Source organism: Methylobacterium oryzihabitans, from assembly GCF_004004555.2.
Taxonomy (GTDB): domain Bacteria; phylum Pseudomonadota; class Alphaproteobacteria; order Rhizobiales; family Beijerinckiaceae; genus Methylobacterium; species Methylobacterium oryzihabitans.
On record NZ_SACP01000020.1, the window covers coordinates 49,721 to 75,791 of the forward strand.

23 protein-coding genes are annotated in these 26,071 nt (G+C 73.5%); 11 read left to right on the forward strand and 12 right to left on the reverse strand.

Features of this window, described 5'->3' with window-relative positions; translation table 11 throughout:
- Positions 1-92 precede the first annotated feature (92 nt).
- From EOE48_RS19075 to EOE48_RS19090, 4 genes are all read left to right on the forward strand, one after another.
- The gene (locus EOE48_RS19075; protein WP_246154606.1) at positions 93-1,067 is read left to right on the forward strand and encodes a quinone oxidoreductase family protein; all 975 of its coding nucleotides are present in this window, start codon (positions 93-95) and stop codon (positions 1,065-1,067) included.
- Between the two features lie 83 nt (positions 1,068-1,150).
- The gene (locus EOE48_RS19080; protein ID WP_127732079.1) at positions 1,151-2,329 is read left to right on the forward strand and encodes an acyl-CoA dehydrogenase family protein; all 1,179 of its coding nucleotides are present in this window, start codon (positions 1,151-1,153) and stop codon (positions 2,327-2,329) included.
- Between the two features lie 136 nt (positions 2,330-2,465).
- Positions 2,466-3,584, forward strand: coding sequence for an acyl-CoA dehydrogenase family protein (locus tag EOE48_RS19085; RefSeq protein WP_187371476.1), 1,119 nt, complete (start codon positions 2,466-2,468; stop codon positions 3,582-3,584).
- Complete coding sequence (locus EOE48_RS19090; protein ID WP_187371477.1) at positions 3,565-4,371, forward strand: enoyl-CoA hydratase/isomerase family protein; 807 nt, start codon at positions 3,565-3,567, stop codon at positions 4,369-4,371. Before EOE48_RS19085 ends, EOE48_RS19090 begins: the two co-directional genes overlap by 20 nt.
- Before the next feature lie 42 nt (positions 4,372-4,413).
- Here the strand turns inward: EOE48_RS19090 and EOE48_RS19095 are convergent, their stop codons facing one another.
- The 10 genes from EOE48_RS19095 to EOE48_RS19140 all read right to left on the reverse strand — a co-directional run bounded on the left by EOE48_RS19095 (position 4,414) and on the right by EOE48_RS19140 (position 15,519).
- Complete coding sequence (locus EOE48_RS19095; RefSeq protein ID WP_187371478.1) at positions 4,414-5,904, reverse strand: GntR family transcriptional regulator; 1,491 nt, start codon at positions 5,902-5,904, stop codon at positions 4,414-4,416.
- 221 nt (positions 5,905-6,125) lie between these two features.
- Entirely contained in the window at positions 6,126-6,884 is a 759-nt protein-coding gene (locus EOE48_RS19100; RefSeq protein WP_127732173.1) for an iron ABC transporter ATP-binding protein, read from the reverse strand.
- Between the two features lie 8 nt (positions 6,885-6,892).
- A complete protein-coding gene (locus EOE48_RS19105; RefSeq protein ID WP_484213851.1) occupies positions 6,893-7,855 on the reverse strand; it encodes an iron chelate uptake ABC transporter family permease subunit in 963 nt (320 codons plus the stop codon).
- Positions 7,848-8,804 carry an ABC transporter permease gene (locus EOE48_RS19110; RefSeq protein WP_127732087.1) on the reverse strand — a complete coding sequence of 319 codons (957 nt, stop codon included), beginning with the start codon at positions 8,802-8,804 and terminating at the stop codon, positions 7,848-7,850. Before EOE48_RS19110 ends, EOE48_RS19105 begins: the two co-directional genes overlap by 8 nt.
- A 2-nt stretch (positions 8,805-8,806) precedes the next feature.
- A complete protein-coding gene (locus EOE48_RS19115) occupies positions 8,807-9,760 on the reverse strand; it encodes a siderophore ABC transporter substrate-binding protein (RefSeq protein ID WP_127732089.1) in 954 nt (317 codons plus the stop codon).
- A complete protein-coding gene (locus EOE48_RS19120) occupies positions 9,757-10,116 on the reverse strand; it encodes a DUF2218 domain-containing protein (protein ID WP_425463677.1) in 360 nt (119 codons plus the stop codon). Before EOE48_RS19120 ends, EOE48_RS19115 begins: the two co-directional genes overlap by 4 nt.
- A 20-nt stretch (positions 10,117-10,136) precedes the next feature.
- Positions 10,137-12,638 carry a TonB-dependent receptor gene (locus EOE48_RS19125; RefSeq protein ID WP_127732177.1) on the reverse strand — a complete coding sequence of 834 codons (2,502 nt, stop codon included), beginning with the start codon at positions 12,636-12,638 and terminating at the stop codon, positions 10,137-10,139.
- A 158-nt stretch (positions 12,639-12,796) separates the two neighbouring features.
- Entirely contained in the window at positions 12,797-13,735 is a 939-nt protein-coding gene (locus tag EOE48_RS19130; RefSeq protein WP_127732091.1) for a FecR family protein, read from the reverse strand.
- A 98-nt stretch (positions 13,736-13,833) separates the two neighbouring features.
- Positions 13,834-14,343, reverse strand: a complete 510-nt coding sequence (locus tag EOE48_RS19135; RefSeq protein WP_127732093.1) for an RNA polymerase sigma factor — start codon at positions 14,341-14,343, stop codon at positions 13,834-13,836.
- A 291-nt stretch (positions 14,344-14,634) separates the two neighbouring features.
- Positions 14,635-15,519 carry a GNAT family N-acetyltransferase gene (locus tag EOE48_RS19140; protein ID WP_127732095.1) on the reverse strand — a complete coding sequence of 295 codons (885 nt, stop codon included), beginning with the start codon at positions 15,517-15,519 and terminating at the stop codon, positions 14,635-14,637.
- A gap of 297 nt (positions 15,520-15,816) precedes the next feature.
- Here EOE48_RS19140 and EOE48_RS19145 point away from each other — a divergent pair, with 297 nt between their 5' ends.
- Genes EOE48_RS19145 through EOE48_RS19155 form a run of 3 tightly spaced genes read left to right on the forward strand, consistent with a single transcriptional unit; the run spans position 15,817 to position 18,662 of the window.
- Positions 15,817-16,740, forward strand: coding sequence for a 2-hydroxyacid dehydrogenase (locus EOE48_RS19145; RefSeq protein WP_127732097.1), 924 nt, complete (start codon positions 15,817-15,819; stop codon positions 16,738-16,740).
- A 57-nt stretch (positions 16,741-16,797) separates the two neighbouring features.
- Positions 16,798-17,151: a cupin domain-containing protein gene (locus EOE48_RS19150; RefSeq protein WP_127732099.1), complete on the forward strand. Its 354-nt coding sequence runs from the start codon at positions 16,798-16,800 to the stop codon at positions 17,149-17,151.
- Positions 17,152-17,168: 17 nt separating this feature from the next.
- Positions 17,169-18,662, forward strand: a complete 1,494-nt coding sequence (locus EOE48_RS19155) for an aldehyde dehydrogenase family protein (RefSeq protein ID WP_127732101.1) — start codon at positions 17,169-17,171, stop codon at positions 18,660-18,662.
- A gap of 148 nt (positions 18,663-18,810) precedes the next feature.
- Here the strand turns inward: EOE48_RS19155 and EOE48_RS19160 are convergent, their stop codons facing one another.
- Positions 18,811-20,088 carry an NAD(P)/FAD-dependent oxidoreductase gene (locus tag EOE48_RS19160; RefSeq protein ID WP_127732103.1) on the reverse strand — a complete coding sequence of 426 codons (1,278 nt, stop codon included), beginning with the start codon at positions 20,086-20,088 and terminating at the stop codon, positions 18,811-18,813.
- An 11-nt stretch (positions 20,089-20,099) separates the two neighbouring features.
- Positions 20,100-20,768, reverse strand: a complete 669-nt coding sequence (locus EOE48_RS19165) for a haloacid dehalogenase type II (RefSeq protein WP_127732105.1) — start codon at positions 20,766-20,768, stop codon at positions 20,100-20,102.
- Positions 20,769-21,088: 320 nt separating this feature from the next.
- Here EOE48_RS19165 and EOE48_RS19170 point away from each other — a divergent pair, with 320 nt between their 5' ends.
- The 4 genes from EOE48_RS19170 to EOE48_RS19185 all read left to right on the forward strand — a co-directional run bounded on the left by EOE48_RS19170 (position 21,089) and on the right by EOE48_RS19185 (position 26,022).
- The gene (locus EOE48_RS19170) at positions 21,089-21,949 is read left to right on the forward strand and encodes a GNAT family N-acetyltransferase (RefSeq protein ID WP_127732179.1); all 861 of its coding nucleotides are present in this window, start codon (positions 21,089-21,091) and stop codon (positions 21,947-21,949) included.
- 25 nt (positions 21,950-21,974) lie between these two features.
- Positions 21,975-23,351 carry an aspartate aminotransferase family protein gene (locus tag EOE48_RS19175; protein ID WP_127732107.1) on the forward strand — a complete coding sequence of 459 codons (1,377 nt, stop codon included), beginning with the start codon at positions 21,975-21,977 and terminating at the stop codon, positions 23,349-23,351.
- A 182-nt stretch (positions 23,352-23,533) separates the two neighbouring features.
- A complete protein-coding gene (locus tag EOE48_RS19180; protein ID WP_127732109.1) occupies positions 23,534-24,250 on the forward strand; it encodes an HAD-IA family hydrolase in 717 nt (238 codons plus the stop codon).
- Between the two features lie 158 nt (positions 24,251-24,408).
- On the forward strand, positions 24,409-26,022 hold the full coding sequence (locus tag EOE48_RS19185) for an ABC transporter substrate-binding protein (RefSeq protein ID WP_127732111.1): 1,614 nt from the start codon (positions 24,409-24,411) through the stop codon (positions 26,020-26,022).
- Positions 26,023-26,071 lie beyond the last annotated feature (49 nt).

Genomic DNA, 26,071 nt, shown 5'->3' on the forward strand with positions numbered 1-26,071 from the left:
GCCCGGTTTGGTCTCGTCGCCGGACCATTGAGCCGATTGCCGGGCGCCGCCCCGGGCCGCCATGGAGGGGCGGACGACCCGGGAGGCAGGACGTGCGCGCCATCGAGATGCGGATCGACGCCCATGGCGGCCCCGAGCGGCTCGCCCCCGTCGCGGTCGCGCTGCCGCCGCCGGGCGAGGGGCAGGTCCTGCTGCGCCAGACCGCGGTCGGGGTGAACTTCATCGACACCTATCACCGCCGCGGCGTGTTCCCGATCCCGGCGCTCCCCGGCGCCATTGGCGTCGAGGCGGCCGGGATCGTCGAGGCGGCCGGCCCGGGGGTGGCGCTGCGGCCCGGCGACCGGGTCGCCTATGCCGGCCCGCCGGTCGGCAGCTACGCCAGCGCCCGGGTGATCGACGCCGCCCGCCTCGTGCGGATCCCGGACGGGATCCGGGACGAGGCCGCCGCCCTGATGCTCAAGGGCATGACCGCCCACATGCTGTTCACCCGCGTGCGCCCCCTGCGCCCCGGCGACGCGGTGCTGGTCCACGCGGCGGCGGGCGGACTCGGCGTGCTGCTGGCGCAATGGGCGCGGGCCGCGGGCGCCCGGGTCATCGGCACGGTCGGCTCGCCGGCCAAGGCCGAGGTCGCCCGGGCAGCCGGGTGCGAGGCGGTGATCCTCCACCGCGAGCGGGACTTCGTCGCCGAGACGCTGCGGCTGACCGACGGCGCGGGCGTCGACGTCGTCTGCGAGGGCATCGGCGGGGACGTGCTCGCCCGCTCCCTCGACTGCCTGAGGCCGTTCGGCACCGCGATCAACCTCGGGCAGGCGGGCGAGGCGCTGGCGTCGGTCGATCTCGCGCGGCTCGGGCCGCAGCGGTCGCTGTCGGTGAGCGTGCCCGGCGTGTTCGCGCACCTGCGCACCCTGCCCGACCTCCAGGCGGGGGCCGACGCGATGTTCGCGATGGTGGAGCGGGGCGACCTGCGCCCGGCGATCGGCCTGCTCGCGCCGCTCGCCGATGCCGGCGCGGTCCACCGCCGGCTCGAGGCCGGCGACACGACCGGCGCCACCGTGCTGCTGCCGTGACCGGCGATTGGTCTTGAAGCAGGGCCAGCCCCGGCCTTGTCGCGCCGGGGCCCGGCGGCGAACCTCGGGACACCGAGCACGGAGTGAACGGACGCGTGGACGCCTTCCTCACCGACGACGAGCGGGCCTTCCGGGCCGAGATCCGGGCGGCGATCCGCGCGATGCTGCCGCCGGACCTCGCCCGCCGGACCCGCGAGGGCATCCACCTGTCGCGCGAGGACATGGCGCGCTGGAACCGGATCCTCGATGCCCGCGGCTGGGCCGCCCACCACTGGCCCGCCTCCGCCGGCGGGCCGGGCTGGACGCCGATCCAGCGCTTCCTGTTCGAGGCCGAATGCGCGGCGGCCGACGCGCCGCCGCTCAGCGTGTTCGGGATCTACCTCGTCGGGCCGACGCTCGTCGCGTTCGGCTCGCAGGCCCAGCAGGACCGCTACCTGCCGGCGATCCGCTCGGGCGCCGAGTTCTGGTGCCAGGGCTACTCGGAGCCCGAGGCCGGCTCCGACCTCGCCTCGCTGCGCACCACCGCCCGCCGGGTCGAGGGCGGCTGGGTCGTCACCGGGCAGAAGGCGTGGACGACGGAAGGGCACTTCGCCGACCTGATGATCTGCCTCGCCCGCACCAACCGGGAGGCCAAGCCCCAGGCCGGGCTGTCGCTGTTCGTCGTCGACATGCGGGCGCCGGGCGTCACCATCGCCCCGGTGGTGACGATCGACGGCGGCCACAGCGTCAACTCGGTGTTCCTCGACGAGGTCCGGGTGCCCGACGACGCGCTGATCGGCGAGGTCGACCGCGGCTGGGGCTACGCCAAGTTCCTGCTCGCCCACGAGCGCACCAACAACGCCCAGGTCCACCGCTCGCGCCGCGAGTTCGAGCGGCTGAAGGCGCTGGCGGCCGCCCGCCCCGGGCCGGACGGGGCGGTCCTCGACGACCCGGCCGTCCGGCGCCGCTTCGCGGTGGTCGAGGCGCACCTCGCCGGCCTCGAGGCGACGGTGCTGCGCGTCCTCGTCGACCAGACCGAGGGCCGCGAGCCCGGGCCGGAGGCGTCGATCGTCAAGGTGATCGGCTCGCGGCTCCAGCAGGCGATCAGCGAGCTGGCGATGGACGTGATCGGCGAGGACGCCCTGACGATGCCCGACGCCGCCGGCGGCGAGGTCGCGGGCTGGACCGAGCGGCACCTCTTCCGGCGGGTGGTCACCATCTACGCCGGCTCGAACGAGATCCAGAAGACCATCATCGCCCGCGCCACGCTGGGCCTGCGCTGATGCGGGCTTCGGACGAGTCGTTCCGAAATCCGCATCGGCCGCCCGCGCGACACTCGAGCGGAGCCGATTTTCGCATCGCGACAGCGACTGCAACGGAGTCGCCGAGCGATCAATCGACAATCGTATGAGTGCTGACATGCGGCGATCACCGGACCAACGCGACGACGACCTGATGCTGCGCGAGGGCGCCCGCCGCTTCCTGGAGGAGCGCTGCCCGTGGACGCCCACCCTGCCCTCCCCGGGCGAGGAGGACGCGGTCCGGCGCGAGATGGCCGGGCTCGGCTGGTTCGCCATGGGGCTGCCGGAGGAGTTCGGCGGCGGCGGCGCGGACGCGCTCCAGGCCCTCGCCCTCGTCGAGGAGGCGGGCCGGGTGCTGCTGCGGCGCTCGCTCGCCGCCGACGTGCTGGTGGTGCCGCGGCTGATGCGCCGCGGCTTCGCGGGCCTGACCGCCCTCGCCCCCGGCCTCGCCGCCGGCGCGGTGCGCTTCGCCCTCGTCTCCGGCGATCCCGCGGCCGGGGGCCTGAGCGTCGCGCCCGGTCGCGAGGGGGTGCGGCTGCGCGGCGGCGGCGGCCTCGCGCTCGATGCCGGCGCCGCGACCCACTGGCTCGTCGCCGCGGGCGAGGGCTCGCCGAACGGCGCGGCGCTGCTGTGCGTGGAAGCGCGCCCGGTTCCCGAGCGGCGCCTGATCGACGGGCGCCGCGGCGCCGTCCCGCCCCTCGACGGGCTCGACCTGCCCGCCGGCGCGGTGCTCGCCACCGGGCACGACGCGCTGGCGGCGATCGACGAGATCCGCGACTGCGCCGCCGCGGCCCTGGTGGCCGACGCCTACGGGGCCCTCGCCGCCGGCCTCGACCTCACGGTCGGCTACCTCAACCAGCGCCGGCAGTTCGGCCAGACGCTCGGGTCGTTCCAGGCGGTCCAGCACCTCATGGCCGAGGCGTTCTGCGACCTCGAGACCCTGCGCTCGCTGATGCTGTGGAGCGCGGCGTCCCTCGACGGCGCGCCGGCGGAGCGGCGGCGGGCGGCGGCCTCGGCCCGGGTGGTGCTCGGCCGCGAGGGCCTGGCCGCGGCCTCGCGCCTGATCCAGGCGAGCGGCGGCATCGCCATGACCGAGGAGTACCGGGTCGGCCACGTCTACAAGCGCCTCCAGGTCGCCGCCGGGATCGACGGCGGCACCGAGGCCCGGATCAGGCAGCTCGCGACAGACACCCTGTCGCCGAAGGGGAGACCGGACGATGAGGCAAGTGCCGCTTGAGGAGCGCTACGAGACCCTGACGATCACGCGGGAGGGGCGGCTCCTCACCATCACGATGAACCGCCCGGACAGCCTCAACGCCGCCGACGCGCTGCTGCACGAGGAACTGGCCCACGTCTTCTACGACGTCGCGGTCGACCCCGGCAGCGACGTGATCGTGCTGACCGGCGCCGGGCGGGCGTTCTCGGCCGGCGGCGACATCCCGTGGATGCAGACCGCGATCGACCGGCCCGAGTCGTTCGAGCAGACGGCGCGCGAGGCCAAGCGCATCGTGTTCTCGATGCTCGACCTCGAGAAGCCGCTGATCGCCCGGGTCAACGGCCACGCCACCGGCCTCGGCGCGACGCTGGCGCTGTTCTGCGACGTGATCTTCGCCGCCGACACCGCCAGGATCGGCGATCCCCACGTCTCGATCGGCTTCGTCGCCGGCGACGGCGGCCCGGCGATCTGGCCGCAGCTCATCGGCTACGCCCGCGCCAAGGAATACCTGATGACCGGCGACCTGCTGCCCGCCCGCAAGGCGGCGGAGATCGGCCTCATCAACCACGCCGTCCCGCCCGAGGAACTCGACGCGGCGGTGGCGGCCTTCACGGCCAGGCTGCTCGCCGGCGCCACCAAGGCGATCCGCTGGAGCAAGACCGTGACCAACATCGAGCTGAAGCGGATCGTCCACGGCGTCATGGACGCGAGCGTCGCCTACGAGGCGCTGTCGAACCGCACCGAGGACCACCAGGAGGCGGTCAACGCCTTCCGGGCCCGGCGCAAGCCGGCCTTCACCGGCCGCTGAGGGCCGGGGCCCGTCCGCGGGAATGCGGGCGGGCCCTCCGGATCAGTCCCGCGCCGCGAGGTCGGCCGCCAGGCCGCAGGGCAGCATCTCCCGGTCGGCGTCCAGCATCGCGTAGCGGTCGCTGAAGGCGCCGCAATGCTCCGCCATCGCCCGGCCGGCCGCCAGCGTGTCGCGGGCCAGGATCGCGGTCACGATCTGGGTATGGTGGCGCAGCAGCATCGCGTCGCGGCCGCCCCCGATCGCGGGCGTCGTCAGCGAGTAGTCGAAATAGGCGGTCATCAGGTCGCGCAGCACCTCGGTGATGTAGAGGTGGACGGCGCTGCCCGCCGCCCGCGCGATGGTGAGGTGGAGGCGCAGGTCGAGGTCGATCCGGCGCCGGGCGCTGAGGTGCGAGCGGCCCATCTCGGCCAGGATGCGGCGCAGGTCGGCGAAGTCGCGGTCGCTGCCGCGCTCGGCGGCGCGGCTCGCGGCCCACACTTCGAGGTAGCCGCGCAGCCGCGACATCGTCTGGAGGTGGTCGAGATCGGCCGCGGCGAGCGAGGTCAGCGCGTCGACCGCGCGGGTGCCGCAGCGCTCGTCGGCCACCACGATCCCCTCGGCCTTGAGCGCCGCGAGGGCCTCGCGCACCGAGGCGCGGCTCACGCCGAACAGCGCCGCGAGCCGCCGCTCGCTCAGAAGGCGGGCGCCGTCGCGGGCGTGCCCGGTCGCGATCATGCCGGCGATCTCGCGGGTCAGCCGGTCCTTGAGCTGCTCGGGGCTCGCCACCGCGAGGTCGCGCAGGATCGCCTCCTCGCGCGGCGCCCCGGCGCCCGCCGCCGGCGGGGTCGAGGCGAGGCCGCGCAGGATCGCGGCCCGGCTCGCCAGCGCCGCCTGCGCGGCCGCCGCGTCCCGCCGCGCGAGGGCCGCCGCGAGGGCGAGGCGCTCGCCGTCGAGCCGGCCGAGCCCGGCCTCGCCCGCGGCCCGCAGGCGGCTGCCGAACAAGCTGCGGATGCCGCGGGCGAGCTGACCGGTGATCATGGCGTAGATCGGGCTGCCCGACGCCTCGGCGAGGACGAGGCGCAGCCGCAACTCGTCCTCGGCCGGGGCCCGTGTGCCCGGCCCGGCACACGGTCCCGCGACGGCGTCGGCCGCGCGCGCCAGCGCCGCGTCGGGCGCCCGGCGCAGGAGATGGTCGAGGACGCAGCGGTCGAGGAACGCGACGAAGTCCTGCAGATCCTCCAGATTCTCCTGGTTCGCCCGGATGAGCGGGATCAGTCGCTCGCTCCGTTCGAGGGAGACGACGCGGGTCCCCGAACCCTGGACGGCCTCGATGTAGCCGTCGAGCTTGAGGCGGTCGAGCGCGCTGCGCACGCAGACCCGGCTCGCCGAGGCGGCCTCGGCGATCCGCCGCTCCGGCGGCAGGCGGGCCCCCGGAGGCAGCCGTCCCGACGCGATCATCTCCAGCATCGCGACGGCGAGCCGGTCGGAGCGCGCCGACTTGGTCTGGGTGCGCAGATCGATGGCCGCGAGTCGGCCGAAATCGGCGAGGTCCATCGGACAGGCAGATTCCCCGCGAAGAAGCGAGAGTTTGAGCTCCAGCGCCGTGCCCAGCATCCATCGTCCTCCCGACGTCGGTATTTTCTCGTTGTTGTACGGCCTGTGGCTCTTCGGAATTTTGTATCAGGCCGGTCTTGCGGACTCAACGCCGGCCGGGCCCGGCACCAGCCCGCGCGGTGGCGGGCTCGCGAGGCGGGATCCGGCACCCGGCACCGCGGTCAGCGGTAGAAGAACACCGTCCGGTAGCCTCGCACCGTCACCACCTCGACGTCGATCCCGTAGACCTCGCGCAGCACCGCCGGGGTGACGATCTCGTCGGGCGGCCCGACCGCCACGACCTTGCCGTCGCGCATCGCCACGATCAGGTCCGAGTAGCAGGACGCGAAGTTGACGTCGTGCAGCACGGCGACGATCGTGCGGCCGCGCTCGTCCACCGCCCGGCGCAGCAGCGCCATCATCGCGGCGGCGTGGCGCATGTCGAGGTTGTTCAGCGGCTCGTCGAGCAGGATGCAGTCGGTGTCCTGGGCCAGCACCATCGCGATGAAGGCGCGCTGGCGCTGGCCGCCCGACACCTCGTCGAGGAAGCGGTCGGCCAGCGGCTCGAGGTCGAGGAAGCGCAGGGCGTCGGCGATGGCGGCGTGGTCGGCGGGCCCGAGCCGGCCGCGGGAATGCGGGTAGCGCCCGAACGCCACGAGGTCGCGGATCGTCACCCGGGCGGCGACGCCGTTGTCCTGGCGCAGGATGCCGAGCCGCCGCGCCAGCACGTCGCCCGGGGTCGCGGCCACGTCGAGGCCGGCGACGAGGGCCCGGCCGGCGCTCGCCGGCAGCAGGCGGGCGACCATCGACAGCAGGCTCGACTTGCCGGCGCCGTTCGCCCCGATCACCGAGACGAAGGCGCGCTCCGGCAGGCGCAGGCTGACGCCGTCGACGACGGCGGTGTCGCCGTAGCGGCGCACGAGGTCCTGCACCTCGATCATCGGGCGGGTCATGCGCGGGCGCGCCTCGCGAGGAGGACCAGGAGGGTGAGGCCGCCGAGGAACTCGACCACGATCGACAGGGCGGCGTTGAGCGCGAAGACCCGCTCCAGCACGAGCTGGCCGCCGACCAGGGTCACGGCAGTGACGAGCGCGGCGGCGGGCAGCACGAAGGCGTGGCGGTAGGTCGGCATGACCCGGTAGGCGAGGTTGGCGACGAGGAGGCCGAGGAAGGTCACCGGCCCGACGAGCGCCGTCGAGACCGAGACCAGCACCGCGACGAGGACCAGCACCTGGGTCAGGGTGCGCCGGTGGTCGACCCCGAGCGCGACCGCGCAGTCGCGGCCGAGCAGCAGCACGTCGAGCCGCGGCACGAGCCGCCGGACCGCGAGGCAGGCGGCCAGGACGACGAGGGCGGCGAGGGCCAGCAGCTCCGGCCGGACAGTGTTGAAGCTGGCGAAGAGGCCGCTCTGGAGCACGACGAACTGGTTCGGGTCGATCATCCGTTGCAGGAACTGCGACAGGCTGCGGAAGAACACCCCGCACACGACGCCGACGAGCAGCAGCCGGTGCAGGCCGTGCCCGCCCCGGTCCAGGAGCCCGCGGTAGAGCAGGAGCGCGAACAGCACCATCGCGCCGGTCTCGGCGAGGAAGCGCAGCCGCGGGTCGCCGAAGCCGCCGGCCCCGAACCCGAAGACCAGTCCGGTCTGGATCAGGCGGTAGAGCTCGTCGAAGCCCATGATGGCGGGGGTCAGGATGCGGTTGCCCGACACCGTCTGGAACAGCACGGTCGCGGTGGCGACGGCGCAGCCGACGAGCAGCATCGAGGCGACCCTGGTGCCGCGGAACGGCAGCACGAAGCCCCAGCGGCCGTTGGCCCCGACCGTCATGTAGGCCAGCACCGCCGCGGCGGCCGCGAGGGCGAGCAGCGCCAGCACCCAGCCGGGGCCGGGCCGCGCGGACAGGTCACGCACGGCGGGCATCCCCGCGCAGCAGGAGCGTCAGGAACAGGCCGCTGCCGACGACCCCCATCACGGTGCCGACCGGGATCTCGAACGGATAGCGGACGAGCCGGCCGAGCACGTCGCAGAGGAGCAGGAGCCCGGCGCCCGAGGCCGCCACCAGCGGCAGGGTCCGGCGCAGGTTGTCGCCGGCCGCGAGGGCGACGAGGTTCGGCACGACGAGGCCGAGGAACGGGATCGTGCCGACCGTCGCGATCGTCACGGCGGTGATCGTCGACACGATGGCGAGCGCCAGCGCGACGACGCGGCGGTAGTCGAGCCCGAGATTGACCGCGGCGTCGCGGCCGAGGCCCGCGATGGTGAGGCGGTCGGCGAGCCCGTAGGCGAGGAGCGTCAGGACCGCGGCGAGCCAGAGCAGCTCATAGCGCCCGCGCAGCACGGTCGAGACGTCGCCCGCCTGCCAGGTCGCGAGGAACTGCAGCATGTCGGTGCGGTAGGCGATGAAGGTCGAGGCCGCCCCGACCACGCCGCCCAGCATGATTCCGACCAGCGGGACGGTGAGCCGGGCGCGCAGCGGTATCGCGCGCAGCACCCGCAGGAACAGGGCGGTCCCGGCCAGTGCGCAGGCGGTCGCCGCGAGCATCTTCACGACGACCGGAGCCCCGGGCGCCAGCAGGGTCACGAGCAGCATGCCGAGCGTCGCCGATTCCGCGGTCCCGGCGGTCGAGGGCTCGACGAAGCGGTTCTGCGCCACGAGCTGCATGATGACGCCGGCGACCGCCATGCCGGCGCCGGCGAGGATCAGCGCGAGGGTGCGGGGGATCCGGCTCGCCGCCAGCACCTCGGCGCCGGTCAGGTCGCCGACGCCGACGAGGAGGCTGGCGGCGGCGAGCGCGAGCAGGGCGAGGCCCGCGAGGGCGCCGCCGGCGCGCCGGCCAGCCCGGAGGGGACGGTCCGGCATCGTCACCGGGCGCCGTCGAGGGCCGCCGCGGCGCCGTCGAGGGCCGCCGCGACCCCGTCGACGGTGGTCCGGAGCGCGTTCAGCCCTCCGGCGGCGAGGTACCAGGCGGCGGCGTCGACGTAGACGACCCGTCCCTGGCGCCACGCCGTCGTCTGCCGCACCAGCGCGTTGTCGAGGAGCTGGCGTGCCGGCTGGCCCTGGGCGCCGATCGCGGCGTCCCGGTCGAGCACGAACAGCCAGTCGGGATTGGTCCTGGCGACGAACTCGAACGAGATCGGCTGGCCGTGGATGCCGGCGCCGAGGCCCGGCGCCGCCGGCCGGAAGCCGAGGGCGCCGTGCAGCAGCCCGAAGCGCGAGCCGGGGCCGAAGGCGCTCAGGCGCCCGCCGGTCGAGAGGACGAACAGCGCCGTGCCGGCCTTCTCGGCCCGGGCCCGCACCGCCGCGATGTCGGCCTCGATCCGGGCGAGCCGCGCGTCGGCCTCCGTCTCCTTGCCGAACAGGCGGGCCAGGGTCCGGATGTTGCGGATCTCGCTGCCGAGCGGGTCGGCGGCGTCGCTCGACAGGTCGATGGTCGGGGCCATTCTGGCGAGGGCGTCGTAGCGCGGCCCCGAGCGGCCGCCGACGACGATCAGGTCGGGCTCGGCCTCGTTGACGGCCTCGTAGTCCGGCTCCCACAGCGTGCCCATCCTGCGGTAGGCGGGCCCGTTGTAGCGGGCGAGGGAGGGGGGCTTGGCCCCGCCCGCGACCCCGAAGACCGGCACGCCGAGGGCGTCGAGGGTGTCGAGCGCAGCGAGGTCGAACACGACGACGCGCCTGGGCACCCCGGGCAGCACGGTCTGCCCCCGGGCATGCGACACCGTGATCTCGGCCGCCGCGGGCGCGGCGCCGAGCAGGGCCGCCAGGAGGGCCGCGGCGGCGAGCCGGACGGTCCCGGACGACAGGACGCGACGGGTCATGCCGTGCCACCCGGCCGGTCGTCGGCGGAGCGGTCCGGGGCGGCCTGCGCCGCCGCCGTCGTCGCGGGGCTCCACACGATCTCCAGCGTCTCGCGGAACGCGAACCGTTCGAGATGGCGCACGAGGACGCCCTGGAAGTCGGGCAGGCTGGCCGCGTCGTCGGTGGCGAGGTCGATCGTCAGGGCCTCCGGGCCGGCGGCGAGCCGCGCCTCCCCGAGCGGCAGCGCGATCCGGCCGTGAGTCGGATCGAACTCGGTCTCGAACGTGTGCGACCAGTGCTTGCAGAGCTGCTGCAGGTAGCGGCTCGCATGGGCGGTGCCGACGACGGCGCGGGTCCGGATCAGGGGGGCCTCCATGGTGGCTCGGAACCGGCGGCTCAGAAATCGACCGTCGCGGAAACGATGACGGTGCGCGGCGCGCCGACCGCCAGGAAGCCGCGGGCGGCCGAGGCCCAGTACGAGTTGTCGAAGATGTTCTCGACGATCGCCCGCATCACCACCGGCTTCCCGTTCACGCCCTCGAAGGTGTAGCGCAGGCCGGCATCGAACCGCGTCCAATCGGGCACCGACTGGGTGTTGGCCTGATTGTAGAACTGCCCGCTGGTGTAGATGGCGCGGCCGGTCAGGGTCAGGCCCGGCGCCAGCCACGGCGGCAGGTCGACCTCGCCGTAGAGGTTGAAGGCCACGTCGGGGACGCCGGGCGCGACGTTGCCGTCGAACTGGCGGTTCAGCGTCCTGGCCAGGCGCCCGTCGATGAAGGTGACGCCGCCGATGAGCCGCACGCCCTCGACCGGCTCGCCGAAGGCCGAGAGTTCGAGGCCGCGGTTGCGCTGCAGGCCGCTGACCGAGAACACGTTGGTGCGGGAATCGGTGAAGGCGTTGGGCTGCTCGATCTGGAACAGCGAGGCGGTGAGCGCGACGGTGCCGAAATCGTACTTGGCGCCGATCTCCTGCTGCCGGCTGACGACGGGCGGGAACACCTGGTTGGCGTTGACCGCCGTGACCGGCGGCGCCGGCCCGGGTTCGAGCGCCTCGATGTAGTTGCCGTAGAACGACAGGTTGTCGACCGGGCGGAACACCGCCGCGATCGCCGGGCTGAACCGGCCGCGCACGTAGGTCGAGGCGAGGTTGCCCAGCGTCGGCCCGGGGCGGGTGTTGTAGCTCTGCTGGTCGATCTCCTGGAACCGCCCGCCGAGCGTCAGCAGGAAGCGGTCGTCGCCGAGCGACAGGGTGTCGGCGATGCCGACGCTGCGCGCGCTCAGTTCCGCGAACAGGGGCCGGTCGTTGGAGCGCGGCAGCAGCAGCGTGTTCACCGAGCCGCGGGGCAGGTGGACCGGATCGTAGATGTTGGTCTGGAAGATCGGCAGGACCGGTGCGGTGAAGCCGCCGCGGTAGTTGCGGTTGTTGGCCTCGACCGCCGAGACGGTGAGGAAGTGGCCGAGGAAGCCGGTCCGGAACGTCGAGCGCAGGCCGACCTCGCCGGTCATCCCCTGGATCTCCTGGGGCTGGATGGCGAGCGTGTTGGTCGCCGCGCCGTTCACGCCGGTGACCCGGTAGGACGAGGTGAGGAAGTCCTCGTTGTAGCGGCTGACGCCGCCGGCGGCGTAGACCGTGGTGTCGGGCAGCACGTCGTACTCGACCCGGCCCGCCGCCATGTTGTAGCGGCTGTCGATGTATTCGAGCGAGCTGGCGGTGTTCAGGCGGTTGTTCGGCGCCCGCGGCACCGGGATGTTCGGCGCGACGGCGTTGAACAGCGACGTCGGCGCGGTGATGTTCTGGCTGTTGTGGACGAGGTCGAGCGAGGCGCGCAGGCGCTCGCCGCGGTAGTCGAGGCCGAGCGTCGCGACGCCGACCTCGATCGCGTTCTTGTCGAGCGGCGTGTTGCCGTTGCGGTACGAGCCGTTGAAGCGCACGCCCCATTCCTTCGACGCGCCGAAGCGGCGGCCGATATCGGCATGGGTCCAGATCTGCGAGTCGCTGAGGTAGGTGGTGGTGAGCCGCGTCAGCGGCTCGTCGTAGGCGCGCTTGGGGATGAGGTTGATGGTGCCGCCGACGCGGCCGGTGCCGCCGTTGAGGAGCGCGGTCGGCCCCTTCAGGATCTCGACCCGCTCGATGCCCTCGGTGAAGACGCGCCGCGGGTTGGCGAGGTAGAACAGGCCGTCGAAGCCGACGTCGAGGTTCACGACGGTGAAGCCGCGGATGAAGAACGAGTCGCGCTCGCTGAACGGCGGCGCGTCGTTGCGCACCGACGAGTCGTTCAGCACCACGTCGGCGAGGGAGCGCGACTGCTGGTCGTTGATGAGCTTCTCGGTGTAGCTGGTGACGTTGAACGGCGTCGTCAGCACCGAGCGGTTGCCGAGGAAGCCGATGCGGGCCCCCGTCGCGACCTGACCGCCGGCATAGGGCGGCGGCGGCTGGCCCACGGTTCCGGTCGGCGGCGGCAAGCCCGCGGCGACCGGGCCGGTCGGCCGGCCCGCGACCACGACCTCGTCGAGGGCCACCGTGCCGTCCCGCTGCGGACCGAGCTGGACGTAGCGCGGGTTCACCAGGGTGACAGTGGACGGGCTCACCGGGCGATAGGTCAGGCCGGTCCCCTCCAGGATCCGGCCCAGGGCCTCGAGCGGCGGGAACTCGCCCTCCACCCCGGTCGTGGTCAGGGCGTCGGTCATGTCGGTCGGATAGACCAGCTTGACCCGGGCCTGCTCGGTGAAGCGGACCAGCGCCGGTTCGAGCCGTCCGTTCGGGATCGACAGCGCGACGGTGTCGGCGCCCGCCCCGGAGGCGGCGCGCGGGGCCGCCCGGTCCTGTGCCGCGTGGTCCTGGGCCGCCGCCGGCATCATCGCCAGCAGCGACGCGCCGGCCAGGGCCATCCCTGCCAGCCGTCCACCCGCAAAACCACGCTCCCGCGCCGCCATCCGACCACCCCGTCCCTCTGCTCGCAAGGGGCGGCGCATCGCGCGCTCTCGTCCCCTCACCGCTTCAGATCAACGGGGCGCCGATCTCCTGACGTCGGATCGGGCACGATCGCGGATTTTTTTCACGCCGGCCCGACCAGGGCGACGAGCGGGGTGATCCGCACGACGCGCACGCCGAGGCTCGCCGCGATCGCATCGAGGGCCTCGTCGGTGTGGCGCGGGTCGAAGGCGCCGGTGACGCGCCGCTCGCCGAGTGCCGCGTCGAGCAGGAGGATGCGTCCGCTCCGGTAGCGCCCGAGTTCGGCGAGGACGTCGGACAGGCGCTCGCCGGAGAAGATCAGGCGCCCGTCGCGCCAGGCCATGGCGCGGCCGACATCCGCCTTGACGACGGAGACGGCGTCGCCGTCCTGGCGGCGGACCGCCTCGCCGGCCGCGACCTCCAGGTGCCGGCCCGCGGCGGTGACGTCGACGCGTCCCTCGGCGACGCCCACCGGCTTCCCGGCGGCGTCGGCGCGCACGAAGAAGACCGTGCCGACCGCCCGGACGCTCAGTCCGCCCCCCTCTACGACGAAGGGCCGGGCCGGGTCGGGCGCCACGTCGAACACCGCCTCGCCGCGCAGGAGCGCGACCCGGCGCTCCGTCCCGGTGAAGCGGAGGGCGAGGGCGGTCCCGGTGTTCAGGTCGACCCGGCTGCCGTCGGCCAGGGTCGCGTGCCGGATGTCGCCGGTCCCGCTCCACAGGTCGCTGCGCAGCCAGTCGGTCAGGCCGAACTGATGGGCGAGGACCGCCCCCAGCACGGCCGCGGCGGCGAGGCAGGCGGGTGCCTTCGGGATCCGGCGCCGGCGGGCGTCGGGCACGCGGCCGAGCCTGTGCCACAGCGCGTCCAGCTCCGCATAGGCCTCGGCATGGCCCGGGTCGGCGGCGAGCCAGGCGTCGAACGCCGCATGGTCGCGCTCGGTCGCGTCGGACGAGGACAGGCGCGCGACCCAGCCGGCGGCGGCCTCGTAGACCGGATCCTCGCCGTCCGGATCGTGCGCATCGGTGCCGTCGCTGCCGGCCACGGTCGGGCTCCCTGCGGGTCCCCTCGCGGACCGGACGGACCGAGGATGCACCCCTGCGCTCTCAGATCAACGAGGCGTCGAACTCCTGACGTCGATCCTCAGGCCGGATCGCCGCACCGGCGGCGGCAATGCAGGAGGGCCTTGATGAGGTGCTTCTCGACCATGTTGCGGCTGATGTTCAGCCGCGCCGCCGCCTCGCCGTTGGAGAGCCCGTCGATGCGCACGAGAAGGAAGACCTCCCGGCAGCGCGGGGGCAGCGCGTCGACGGCCGCCGCGAGCCGCCGGAGTTCCTGCCGGGCGATCGCCTGCCGCTCCGGGAGCGCGTAGCCGTCGGCGAGGGCGGCCCAGTCGGCGTCGCTCACCGGCTGGAAGATCGTCCCCTCCAGCCGCCGCCGGTTGCGCATCCGGCGCGCGACGTTGTGGGCGATCTGGAACAGGAAGGCGGAGGGCTGCTCGACCGTCGTGCGCGACAGCGCCGCGAGCATCAGCAGGTAGGTCTCCTGATGGGCGTCGGCGGCGTCGGCCGGGTTGTCGAGCAGGCGCGTGAGAAAACGCCGGAGCTTCACGCCGTCGCAGCGATGCAGCGCATCGATCGATATGGGCTGCATGCCCCGACTCCGAACCCCTCTCGACTGTCTCAGGACGAAACCACCTCGAGTACGAGCGCGCAAGCACCATATCCCTGAAAGTCAGGATCCATATTTTGTATAATTATAAACTGAGCACACCAACACAGGGTCAAACCCCCTGTGTCGTCATCGAAATACCTTGTCCGGCCGACCGGCCACGCCGATGACGCGGGGCGAGCCGGATCGTCGACTTTCCCGCACCATGGCAAGGCTGCAACACCGACGATCCTCGATCATCGCATCCGGCCGGGCCGGCACGTCCCCACTGCCTCAGTTCAGCGCCTGGCTCGCCAGGGCGTAGCTGACCGGCCCGTCCGGCGCCGGGGCCGGCCAGGACCGGCCGAGGGACATCGTGGTCAGGGTGTCGAACACGGCGAGGCCCGACCGGGCCAGGAACGCCGCGAACGGGCCGTCCGCTTGCCGGGTGTCGAGGCGCAGGAACCGCCCGGCCTGCGCCTCGACGTGGGGCCGGCCGACCGCAATCGCGTCCGCGTCGCACGCGGCGACGAGGGGGCCGACGACCTGCCCGCGGCCGAACGGCCGGCGCAGGGCATACGCCTCGATGCGGCCGGCGCGCGCCAGCACGGTTCCGGCCCCGGCCGCGAGCAGGTGCGCCAGCAGGGCGGGCCGCGGCGCGCCGAACGCCCGGGCGTCGAGCCGCACCAGGGCGTCGAGGTCGGCGGGCTCCGCCGCCCGCAGCGTCGCGCCGGGCGGCAAGGGCGCGTCCTCCGGCGGCAGCGCCCGGCCCTGGCGCTGGTACAGCGTCGCCTCGTCGACGAAGCCGAGGGACTGGTACAGGCGGTGGGCCTCGCGCGTCGCGTTGAGCCCGAAGGCCCGCGGGCCGGCCGCCGCGAGCACCTCGTCCATGAGCCAGCGCCCGGCGCCGTGGGCCTGGAGGCGCGGCGAGGTGATGACCATGCCGATTGTCGCGAAGCCGTCGGAATAGGGAAACCACATCGCCGAGCCGACGGCGCGGCCGATCTCGTCGACCGCGGCGATGCCCCGGCCGGCCGCGAGCAGCGTGCGCCAGTCCGGGACGCGGTGCGGCCAGCGCACGCCGACCGACAGCGCGTGCAGTTGCTTCGGATCGACCCCGGCGATGTCGACCGTCCGCAGCAGGAAGCTGTCGAGCACAAGGGTCCTGATCGGCGGCATCGCGCGCTCGGCCTCGGAAATCCGCAATCGCCACGGGCGGCCCGCGCCCGGCGGGACGGAGGCGTGGCAGACCGGGATCGTAGCCCATCCCCGGCGACAGACTGCGCTCGATCGGTGCCGTTTCGCGGTACTTTCCACCGCGGCCGGCCCCGCGACCGGCCCCATCGGCCGGCGCGTGCCTGGAGAAGGCGGGAGAACAGCGCGATCTGCCGCCCCGCCGCGCGGCTTCGGTCCATCCTGCCGCCCGCCGGCCGCCATTGTCGCGCGGTGCCGCCCGACGAAGGGACCCGTGCCGAGATGACCCTGCTGCTCACCCTGGACGCGGCGCGCGCCGCGGTCTTCGCCGAGGCGGTCGCCCGCGCGCTTCCCGACCAGCGCGTCGCGATCGGACGGGACGCCTGCGACCCCGGCGAGGTCCGCTACCTCATGACCTGGACGCTGCCGGAGGACATCGCGCGCTTCACGCGGCTGGAGGCGCTGTTCTGCATCGGGGCGGGCGTCGACCAGATGAACCTCGACCGGCTGCCGCCCGGGCTCAAGGTCGTGCGGATGGTCGAGGAAGGCATCGTCCGCATGATGCAGGAATACGTGACCCTCGGCGTCCTGGCGCTGCACCGCGACCTGCCCGGCTACCTCGCGCAGCAGGCGGCGGAGACGTGGCGGGCGCGACCGGTGCGGCAGGCGGCGCAACGCCGCGTCGGCGTGCTCGGCCTCGGCGCCCTCGGGCAGGCGGTCCTGGAGCGGCTGGCGCCGTTCGGCTTCCCGCTCGCGGGCTGGAGCCGCTCGCCCCGCGCGATCCCGGGCGTGGCGTGCCACCACGGGCGCGACGGGCTGGCGGCGTTCCTCGCCGGGACCGACATCCTGGTCTGCCTGCTGCCGCTCACCGCCGAGACCCGCGGATTCCTCGGGGCCGAGCTGTTCGCGGCCCTGCCGGCCGGCGCCGGCCTCGTCCATGCCGGCCGCGGCGCGCAGCTCGATGCCGGGGCGCTGATCGCCGCCCTCGATGCGGACCACCTCGCCGGCGCCGTCGTCGACGTCACCGAGCCCGAGCCGCTGCCGGCCGGGCATCCGCTGTGGCGCCACCCGAAGGTGCTGCTCACGCCGCACGTCGCGAGCGTGACCCAGGCCGAGACCGCCGCCGTCACGCTCGTCGAGAACCTCCGGCGCCTCGCCGCGGGCCATGACCCGATCGGCCTCGTCGACCGCGCCCGCGGCTACTGATCCGCGCCCCGCAAGGCCCCCTTCCCCAAGGACCTCTCCCCCAAGGAACCCTCCTCCATGTCGCTCCTGATCCGCCTCGACCCAGCCCCGACCGCCGCGCCGAAGGAGACCCGGGCCGATCCCGCCCGCCTCGTCTCGGGCGATCCCGCATTCAGGACGTGGGCGCAGGACGAGTCCCGCGGCGGCGCGGTGCGCACCGGGATCTGGGAGGCGACGCCGGGCGAGACGCGCTCGATCAAGGGCGAGACGTTCGAGTTCTGCCACATCCTGCAGGGCGTGGTGGAGATCGCCGAGGACGGCGGCGACACGCGCACCTTCCGGGCCGGCGACAGCTTCGTGATGAAGCCCGGCTTCACCGGCCTGTGGCGGACGATCGAGACCGTCCGCAAGATCTACGTCGTGGTGTCCTGACCGTCCGCGAGCGCGCCATGCCCCCGAGCCCCGACGCCACGAACCCCGACACCAGGAGCTTCGACCCCGACCGCCTCGCCCTGCCGTCCGGGCACTTCATCGCCGGGCGGTTCGTGCCGGCGCGGGGCGGGATCCCGCTGCACCGCCCCTCGGACGGCGCGGCCTTCGCCGATTGCCCGGTGGCGGAGCCCGCCCTCGTCGACGAGGCGGTGGCCGCGGCGGCCAAGGCCGTGCGCGAGAGCGGCTGGGGCGAGCGGCCCCCGCGCGAGCGCGTCCGGGCGCTCCACCGCTGGGCCGACCTGATCGAGGAGAAGGCCGGGGTCCTGGCGCCGGTGGAGGCCGTCGCCTCGACGCGGCCCGTGGGCCAGCTCGCCGCCGGCGACGTCGCGGTGACCGCCGAGCAGATCCGCTTCTTCGCCGAGTTCGCCGACAAGGAGACCGACGACCTCGTCCCGACCGGCGCGGGCAGCCTCGGCCTCGTGATGAGCGAGCCCTACGGCGTCGTCGGGGCGATCACGCCGTGGAACTTCCCGCTGTCGATGGCCGGCTGGAAGCTCGGCCCGGCGCTGGCCGCCGGCAACGCCGTGGTGCTCAAGCCCTCCGAGATGACGCCGTTCTCGACCCTGCTGCTGGCCGCCCTGTCGGTCGAGGCGGGGCTCCCGGCCGGGCTGGTCAACGTCGTGCTCGGCGACGGGCCGACCACCGGCACCGCGCTGACCGGCCATCCCGGCATCGGCAAGGTCAGCTTCACCGGCTCGACCGCGGCCGGGACCGCGATCATGACGAACGTCGCCCGCACCGGCGTCAAGCCGATGACGCTCGAACTCGGCGGCAAGAGCCCGCAGCTCGTCTTCGCCGATGCCGACCTCGCCCTCGCGGCTCGGGCGGTGGCCGGGAGCCTGCTCGCCAATGCCGGGCAGGCCTGCGTCGCCGGCACCCGGCTGATCGTGGCCGAGGCGGTCGCCGACGCCCTGGTCGAGGCGATCGGCGCACATTGCGCGGGGATCCGCCCCGGCCCGACCTGGGACGCCGCCACCACCTACGCGCCGATCATCTCGGAGCGCCAGATCGCGCGGATCGAGGCGATCGTCGGCGCGGCGCTCGCGGCCGGGGCCGAGTGCGTGCGGGGCGGGACCCGGCTCGACCGGCCCGGCACCTTCTACGCTCCGACGATCCTGCGCCGGGTCGGGACCGACTCGCCGGCCGTGCGCGAGGAGATCTTCGGGCCGGTGCTGACGGTGCAGACCTTCCGGGACGAGGACGAGGCGCTGGCGCTCGCCGAGCACCCGACCTACGGCCTCGCCGCCGGCCTGTTCACCCGCGACCTGTCGCGGGCCCTGCGGGTGACGCGGGCGCTCCAGGCCGGGACGGTGTGGGTGAACCGCTACGGCCGCTCGCGCGACCATATCCTGCCGACCGGCGGCTACAAGCAGTCCGGCATCGGCAAGGATCTCGGCCGCGAGGCGTACCTCGCCAACCGGCGCAGCAAGAGCGTGCTGGTCGACCTGTGATACGGTCTTCGGACGATTCGTTCCGAAAACCGTATCACCAGCCCGCGCGGCGCCTGAGCGAAGCCGATTTTCGCATCGCGAAGCGATCGATCGAAAATCGTATGACGGGGGCCCGGCCGGCGCCCGCTCTCCGGGAGCGGGCCGGCGCCTACCGGAACCGGTCGAGCAGGCCGTAATAGAGCCCGACCATCGGCAGGAACCACGGCTTGCCGTGATGGCCCGGGATCGCCGGCCACGCCATCGCGGCCAGCGGGTTGCGGTCGGCGCGGCCGAGCAGGATGTCGGCCATGACCACGCCCATATGGGTCGAGAGCTGCGCGCCGTGGCCCGAATAGCCCATGGCGAAGTGCACCCCGTCGACCACGCCGGCGCGGGGAAAGCGGTCCTTGGTCATGTCGACGAGGCCGCCCCAGCAATAGTCGATCTCGATGCCCGCCAGATGCGGGAAGGTCCGGGCGAGGCTCGCGCGCAGGATCGCGCCGCTCCTGGCGTCGGAGCGCTGGTCGGTGCTCGCCGAGAACCGCGCCCGGCCGCCGAAGATCAGCCGGTCGTCCGGCGCGAGCCGGAAGTAGTTGCCGATGTTGAGCGAGGTCACGTAGGTGCGGTGGCCCGGCACGGTCGCGGCCACCTCCGCCGCGGTGAGCGGGCGGGTCGCGACGATGAAGCTGCCGACCGGCACGATCCGGCGGCGGAAATAGTCGAACGGCTTGCCGGTGTAGGCGCCGGTGGCGAGCAGCACCTCCCGCGCCGTCACGCTGCCGCGCGGCGTCGTCAGGGTGTGGCGGTCGGCCCCGCGCCGGTGCCCGGTGACCGGCGCCCCCTCGTGGATCGTCGCGCCGTGCCGCACCGCGGCGTCGCCGAGGCCGGTGACGAACCGGCCCATGTGCATCATCGCGCTCTTCTTCGAGAGCATGCCGCCGTGGAACCCGTTCGAGCCGATCTCGCCCGCGAGGTCGGCCTTGCGCAGCAGGGCGGTGTCCGGGTCGACCTCGGCATGGACCGCCTCGAAGTTGCGGGCGATCGCGTCGAGATGCGCGGGCTTCGACGCGAGCTTGAGCTTGCCCGAGCGGCGGAAGGCGCAGTCGATGCCCTCCTCGGCGACGAGCGCCTCGATCGTGTCGACGGCGGCGTCGAGCGCCCGGTAGAGCGCCTTCGCGCGCTCGGCCCCGAGTTCGGCCTTCGCCGCGAGGTAACCGTGGGCGAGGCCGTTGTTGAGGTGGCCGCCGTTGCGCCCGGAGGCGCCGGCTCCCACCGTCGCGCCCTCCAGCACGACCACGCTGGCCCCCGCCCGGGCGAGGTGCCGGGCGGCGGAGAGGCCGGTGAAGCCGCCGCCGACCACGGCGACGTCGTAGTGACCCTCGACCGGGCCGGCCGCCGCGCCGGTGAAGCGCGGCGCGGTGTCGTGCCAGTAGGACGCGAAGCGCATGGGGGCGAGCCTCAGAGACCGACGATTCCGGGAAGGTCCGCGATGCTCTTGATCTCGGTGTAGCCGTAATACGGGTTGGCCGGCTCGTGGCCGCGATTGACCCACACCTTGTTGGTGATGCCGAGGTCGTGGGCCGACATCAGGTCGTAGCGGAACGACGACGAGCAGTGCAGCACGTCCTCGGGATTGCAGCCGAGCTGATCGAACATGTACTCGAACGCCCGGAACCGCGGCTTGTAGGCCCCGGCCGCCTGGGCGGTGAAGACCGCGTGGAACGGCGCGCCGAGCTTGGCGACGTTGTGGTGGATCTGCTCCTCCATGGCGTTGGAGAGGATCACCAGCGGGATCTCCCGCGCCACCTTGGCGAGGCCCTCCGGCACGTCCGGATGCGGGCCCCAGCCCGGCACCCGCTCGTAGATCGCGCGGGCGTCCTCGGGCCGGAAGGCGACGCCGTTCTTGCGGCAGGTCCGCTCGACGGCGTTGTGGATCACCGCGTCGTAGGGCTTCCAGTCGCCGAGGATCTCGTCGAGGCGGTAGGCGGCGAAGTTCCTGATGAACTGCGCCATCCGGGGAGCGTCGAGCTCGGCGCCGTAGATGTCCTGCGCCGCCTCGGCCATCTGGAAGCGGGTCAGCGTGCCGTAGCAGTCGAAGGTGATGAATTTCGGCCGAAACGTGCTCATCGCGCGGATCCTCGCACCGGCCCCCGGCGGGCGCCCTCTTGCCCGGCGATGATAGGAAGGCCGGTCCGGCGGGATCGGCGCAATCCCGCGCGGGGGGAAGCAGAATCTTCCGTATCGCGGCGCCCGGCCGGCAGGGCGTTGTGCCGGAGCAGCGGGCGTTCCGTTCCTGGCACCCGGCCGGCGCGGACGCTCCGGCATAAGATGCGGCGGCTCCGCCGGCGAACGGCGCAAGATGTCGTGGCCGCCGCGAAGTCGCGACCATCCGCTTGCGCACCGCCTCTACTCCTGTCGGCGAGGCGGCGTGGACGGGCGGGACCGGGATGGCGGGGATCGAGTTGCGGGACTTCGCGCCCGGGCACCTGGACGAGGCGGCCGCCCTGTCGCGGGCCGCCGGCTGGCCGCACCGCCGCGAGGATTGGGCGCTCGTCCTGTCGCTCAGCCGCGGCAGCGTCCTGCTCGACGGCGACCGGGTCGCCGGGACCGCCCTGACGACGCCCTACGGCGACGGCGACGCGACGATCAACATGGTGATCGTCGACGAGGCGCTGCGCGGGCGCGGCCTCGGCCGCCGGCTGATGGATGCGGCGCTGGCCGCCGCCGGCGATCGCGCCTGCCGCCTTGTCGCCACCGAGGACGGCCTGCCGCTCTACGAGAAACTCGGGTTCCGGGCGACCGGCGCGGTGGTGCAGTCGCAGGGCGAGGCCCGGCCGCACGACGCGATCCCGGCGGGCGAGGTGGCCTGGGCGGAGGCGCCCCCGGTCGCCGACCTCGTCGCCCTCGACCGCGCCGCCTGCGGCATGGACCGCGCGGCGCTGATCGGCCGCCTCGCGCAGGTCGGCCGGGTCGCGCTGCTCCGGCGCGGCGGGGCGGTGCGGGGCTTCGCGGTGCTGCGCCGGTTCGGCCGCGGCGAGGTGATCGGCCCGGTCGTCGCCGCGGGCCCCGACGACGCCCGGGCGCTGATCGGCTTCGTGATCGCCACCCGCCCCGGCGCCTTCCTGCGCATCGACACGCCGCGGGAGCGGGATCTCGCTTCCTGGCTCGCCGGACACGGCCTCGTTCCGGCCGGCGGCGGCATCGCCATGCGGCGGGGCGGCGACATCCCGCCGGTCGCACAAGTCCACACCTCCGCGTCCGCCGCGCAGGCCCATACCTTCGCGCTCGCCGCGCAGGCTCTCGGCTGACCCCCCCCGACACCCGGAGAGCGCCATGCTCAGCAACTCCCTGATCGAACTCGACCGCGCCCACCTCGTGCATCCGGTCGCCTCCTATCGTGGCCACGAGCGGATGGGCGTGCGGGTGCTGCGCTCGGCCAAGGGCGCCACCGTCACCGACGATGCCGGCCGCACCCTCGTCGACGGCTTCGCCGGCCTGTGGTGCGTCAATGCCGGCTACGGCCACGACAGCATCGTCGAGGCCGCTGCCCGGCAGATGCGCGAACTGCCCTACGCCACCGGCTATTTCGGCCTCGGCTCGGAGCCGGCGATCCGGCTCGCCGCCGCGCTGGCGGAGCGCGCCCCGGGCGACCTCAACCACGTCTACTTCACCCTGGGCGGCTCGGACGCGGTCGACACCACGGTCCGGCTGATCCGCAACTTCCAGACCGTGCGCGGCCAGCCAGGCAAGGACCAGTTCATCTCCCTCGAGCAGGGCTATCACGGCTCCTCGACGGTCGGCGCCGGCCTGACCGCGCTGCCCGCCTTCCACGCTAATTTCGGCCTGCCGTTCGACTGGCAGCACAAGATCCCGTCGCACTACGCCTACCGCAACCCGGCCGGCAGCGACCCCGACGCGATCATCGCCGCCTCCCTCGCCGCCCTGCGGGCGAAGGTCGAGGCGGTCGGCGGGCCCGGGCGCGTCGCGGCGTTCTACGCCGAGCCGATCCAGGGCTCGGGCGGCGTCCTGGTGCCGCCGCGCGGCTGGATGAAGGCGATGCGCGACCTGTGCGCCGACCTCGACATCCTGTTCGTCGCCGACGAGGTCATCACCGGCTTCGGCCGCACCGGCCCGCTCTTCGCCTGCACCGAGGACGAGGTCGTCCCCGACCTGATGACCACCGCCAAGGGCCTCACCTCCGGCTACGTGCCGATGGGCGCGGTGTTCCTGTCGGACCGGGTCTACGACACCATCGCGGACGGCGCCGGCGAGGCCGCGGTCGGCCACGGCTACACCTACTCGGCCCACCCGGTCAGCGCGGCGGTCGGGCTCGAGGTGCTGCGCCTGTACGAGGACGGCCTGCTCGCCAACGGCCGGCGCGCCGGGGAACGCCTGATGGCGGGCCTGCGCGACCTCGCCGACCATCCGCTCGTCGGCGACGTGCGCGGGCGCGGGCTGCTCGCCGCGGTGGAGCTGGTGGTCGACAAGGCGCGCAAGACCCCGCTGCCGGCCGCCGCCGACCCGGCCCGGCGCATCTTCGACCGCGCCTGGAGCAACGGCCTCGTCATCCGGGCCTTCGGCAACGGCGTCCTCGGCTACGCGCCGCCCCTGTGCTGCACCGACGCCGAGATCGACGCGATCGTGGAGAGGACCCGCCGGATCCTGGACCAGACCCTGGAGGATGCCGACGTGCGGGCCGCGATGGCGTGAGGTCAGGTCTGCCTCGCCAAGATTTGCCTCGCCAAGATTTGCCTCGCGAAGAGGCAGATACCGTGCTGCCCATCCGATTCGCAATTTTGTGCCGCCGGGACGCCGTCTTCGGTAGTTCCCGTCGGCGCGCTCTGCGACAGTAACGGCGGGGCGGCGGCCGCCCGCAACCGAGGAGCAGGATCGTGGCCAAGCCCCTGAGCGCGTACCGCTATCTCACCTTCGACGTCGTCGGCACGCTGATCGACTTCGAGGGCGGCATCACGGATGGCCTCGCGGCGATCGCGGCCGAGGCCGGCACCACGATCGACGGCGAGGCGGCGCTCGCGCTCTACCGCGCCGCCCGCTCCGCGCCCGAGGCCGGGCTGTTTCCCGACGACCTCGTGCGGGTCTACCGGGTGATCGCGCCGGAACTCGGCCTGCCCGCCGGCGACGCCCACGGTGAGCGGCTGCGGGACTCGGCCCGGACCTGGGCACCGTTCCCCGACAGCGTCGCGGCGCTGGCGCGGCTCGCCGAGGGCGCCCGCCTGATCGCGATGACCAACGCCCGGCGCTGGGCGTTCACGCATTTCGCGCAAAGCCTCGGCGACCCGTTCCACGCCGGCTTCACGGCGGACGACACCGGCACCGAGAAGCCCGACCCGGCCTTCTTCGAGACCGTCCTCGCCTTCATCGAGGCGGAGGGCGGCGCGCGCGCCGACGTCCTGCACGTCGCCCAGAGCCAGTACCACGACATCGGCGTGTCGCGCCGCCTCGGCCTCGACAATTGCTGGATCCAGCGCCGGCACGCCCGGCCCGGCTACGGCGGCACGATCGAGCCCGAACAGTTCACCGAGCCCGACTTCCGCTTCACCTCCCTGGCCGGGCTCGCCGACGCGGTGGCGGCGGCCCGGTCGGCCTGAAAATCCCGCACCGGACTTGCGCTGGGCACGTCCGCCGGGCGTCGTGACGGACCGTCCCTTGCGGCACGGCCCGTTTCCGCCAAGCATGTCCCCTCACGCCAAGCCTGTCTCCTACCGCGAGGCATGTCCCTCCACCCCGTCATCCCGAGGAGATGTCGATGACCGATCGATCCGTCACCAACTGGACATCCCTCGACGACGCGAGGATCGAGGACGCGATCCGTCGCGGCGCCTCCCGCCGCGAGCTCCTGCGCGGCCTGATGCTCGGCGGCGTCGCCGCCTCGGCCGGCGCCGGGATCCTCGGCCGCGCCTCGGCCGCCCTCGCCCAGGCCCCGCGCTCCGGCGGCTCGCTCAAGGCGGCGGGCTGGTCGTCGTCCACCGCCGACACCCTCGACCCGGCCAAGGCGTCGCTCTCAACCGACTACGTGCGCTGCTCGGCCTTCTACAACCGCCTGACCTTCCTCGACGCCTCGGGCACCGCCCAGATGGAACTCGCCGAGGCGTTCGACACCAAGGACGCCAAGGTCTGGACGGTGCGGCTGCGCAAGGGCGTCACCTTCCACGACGGCAAGCCGCTGAAGGCGGCCGACGTGATCTACTCGCTCAGGCGCCACCTCGACCCCGCGGTCGGCTCGAAGGCGAACGCGCTCGGCAAGCAGATGTCCGGCTTCTCGGCGCCCGACGACCTCACGGTCGAGATCACGCTCGCCAACCCCAACGCCGACCTGCCGACGATCCTCGCCACCCACCACTTCATGATCGTGGCGGACGGCACCACCAGCTTCACCAAGGCCAACGGCACCGGCGCCTTCACCTGCGAGGTGTTCGAGCCCGGCGTGCGCTCGATCGGCCGCCGGAACAAGAACTACTGGAAGGCGAACGCGCCCTACCTCGACTCGTTCGAGTTCTTCGCGATCCCCGACGACTCGGCCCGGGTCAACGCCCTGCTCGCGGGCGACATCCAGCTCGCGGCCTCGATCAACCCGCGCTCGATGCGGCTGGTCGAGGGCCAGCCGGGCGTGACCCTGTCGAAGACGACCTCGGGCAACTACACCGACTTCAACATGCGCCTCGACCTGTCGCCCGGCGACAAGGCCGGCTTCGTCGAGGGCATGAAGCACCTGTTCAACCGCCAGTTGATCCAGAAATCGGCCCTGCGCGGGCTGGCCGAGATCGCCAACGACCAGCCGGTCTCGCCGGCCAACCGCTACCACAACCCCGAGCTGAAGCCGCGGGCCTACGACCCCGAGAAGGCGAAGTTCCTGCTCGGCAAGTCCGGCCTGCTCGGCCAGACCATCCCGGTCATCACCTCGGAGGCGGCCGGCGGCGCGGTCGACATGGCGACCGTGCTCCAGCAGGCGGCGGCCGGGATCGGCCTGAAGCTCGACGTGCAGCGGGTGCCCTCGGACGGGTACTGGTCGAACTACTGGCTCAAGGCACCGGTCCATTTCGGCAACGTCAACCCGCGCCCGACGCCCGACATCATGTTCTCGCTGTTCTACGCCTCCGACGCGCCCTGGAACGAGAGCCGCTTCAAGTCCGAGGCCTTCGACCGGATGCTGGTCGAGGCGCGCGGCTCGCTCGACGAGGGCAAGCGCAAGACGATCTACGGCGAGATGCAGACGATGATCGCCAACGAGGCCGGCACCGCGATCCCGGTCTACATCTCGAACGTCGACGCGATCTCGACCAAGCTGAAGGGGCTGCAGCCCAACCCGCTCGGCGGCATGATGGGCTACGCCTTCGCCGAGTACGTCTGGCTCGACGCCTGAGAAGCCCCCGGCGTGCCGGCTCCCCGCGGGCACGCCCCCTCCCTGCCCG

Excerpts from the sequence above, each read along its gene's own strand:
- EOE48_RS19135 (WP_127732093.1), bottom strand. The coding sequence starts at position 14,343 with ATGCAGCCCATATCGATCGATGCGCTGCATCGCTGCGACGGCGTGAAG.
- EOE48_RS19140 (WP_127732095.1), bottom strand. The coding sequence starts at position 15,519 with ATGCCGCCGATCAGGACCCTTGTGCTCGACAGCTTCCTGCTGCGGACG.
- EOE48_RS19170 (WP_127732179.1), top strand. The coding sequence starts at position 21,089 with ATGGCGGGGATCGAGTTGCGGGACTTCGCGCCCGGGCACCTGGACGAG.
- EOE48_RS19155 (WP_127732101.1), top strand. The coding sequence starts at position 17,169 with ATGCCCCCGAGCCCCGACGCCACGAACCCCGACACCAGGAGCTTCGAC.
- EOE48_RS19095 (WP_187371478.1), bottom strand. The coding sequence starts at position 5,904 with ATGGACCTCGCCGATTTCGGCCGACTCGCGGCCATCGATCTGCGCACC.
- EOE48_RS19100 (WP_127732173.1), bottom strand. The coding sequence starts at position 6,884 with ATGATCGAGGTGCAGGACCTCGTGCGCCGCTACGGCGACACCGCCGTC.
- EOE48_RS19115 (WP_127732089.1), bottom strand. The coding sequence starts at position 9,760 with ATGACCCGTCGCGTCCTGTCGTCCGGGACCGTCCGGCTCGCCGCCGCG.
- EOE48_RS19085 (WP_187371476.1), top strand. The coding sequence starts at position 2,466 with ATGCGGCGATCACCGGACCAACGCGACGACGACCTGATGCTGCGCGAG.
- EOE48_RS19110 (WP_127732087.1), bottom strand. The coding sequence starts at position 8,804 with ATGCCGGACCGTCCCCTCCGGGCTGGCCGGCGCGCCGGCGGCGCCCTC.
- EOE48_RS19175 (WP_127732107.1), top strand. The coding sequence starts at position 21,975 with ATGCTCAGCAACTCCCTGATCGAACTCGACCGCGCCCACCTCGTGCAT.
- EOE48_RS19160 (WP_127732103.1), bottom strand. The coding sequence starts at position 20,088 with ATGCGCTTCGCGTCCTACTGGCACGACACCGCGCCGCGCTTCACCGGC.
- EOE48_RS19090 (WP_187371477.1), top strand. The coding sequence starts at position 3,565 with ATGAGGCAAGTGCCGCTTGAGGAGCGCTACGAGACCCTGACGATCACG.
- EOE48_RS19185 (WP_127732111.1), top strand. The coding sequence starts at position 24,409 with ATGACCGATCGATCCGTCACCAACTGGACATCCCTCGACGACGCGAGG.
- EOE48_RS19145 (WP_127732097.1), top strand. The coding sequence starts at position 15,817 with ATGACCCTGCTGCTCACCCTGGACGCGGCGCGCGCCGCGGTCTTCGCC.
- EOE48_RS19120 (WP_425463677.1), bottom strand. The coding sequence starts at position 10,116 with ATGGAGGCCCCCCTGATCCGGACCCGCGCCGTCGTCGGCACCGCCCAT.
- EOE48_RS19150 (WP_127732099.1), top strand. The coding sequence starts at position 16,798 with ATGTCGCTCCTGATCCGCCTCGACCCAGCCCCGACCGCCGCGCCGAAG.
- EOE48_RS19165 (WP_127732105.1), bottom strand. The coding sequence starts at position 20,768 with ATGAGCACGTTTCGGCCGAAATTCATCACCTTCGACTGCTACGGCACG.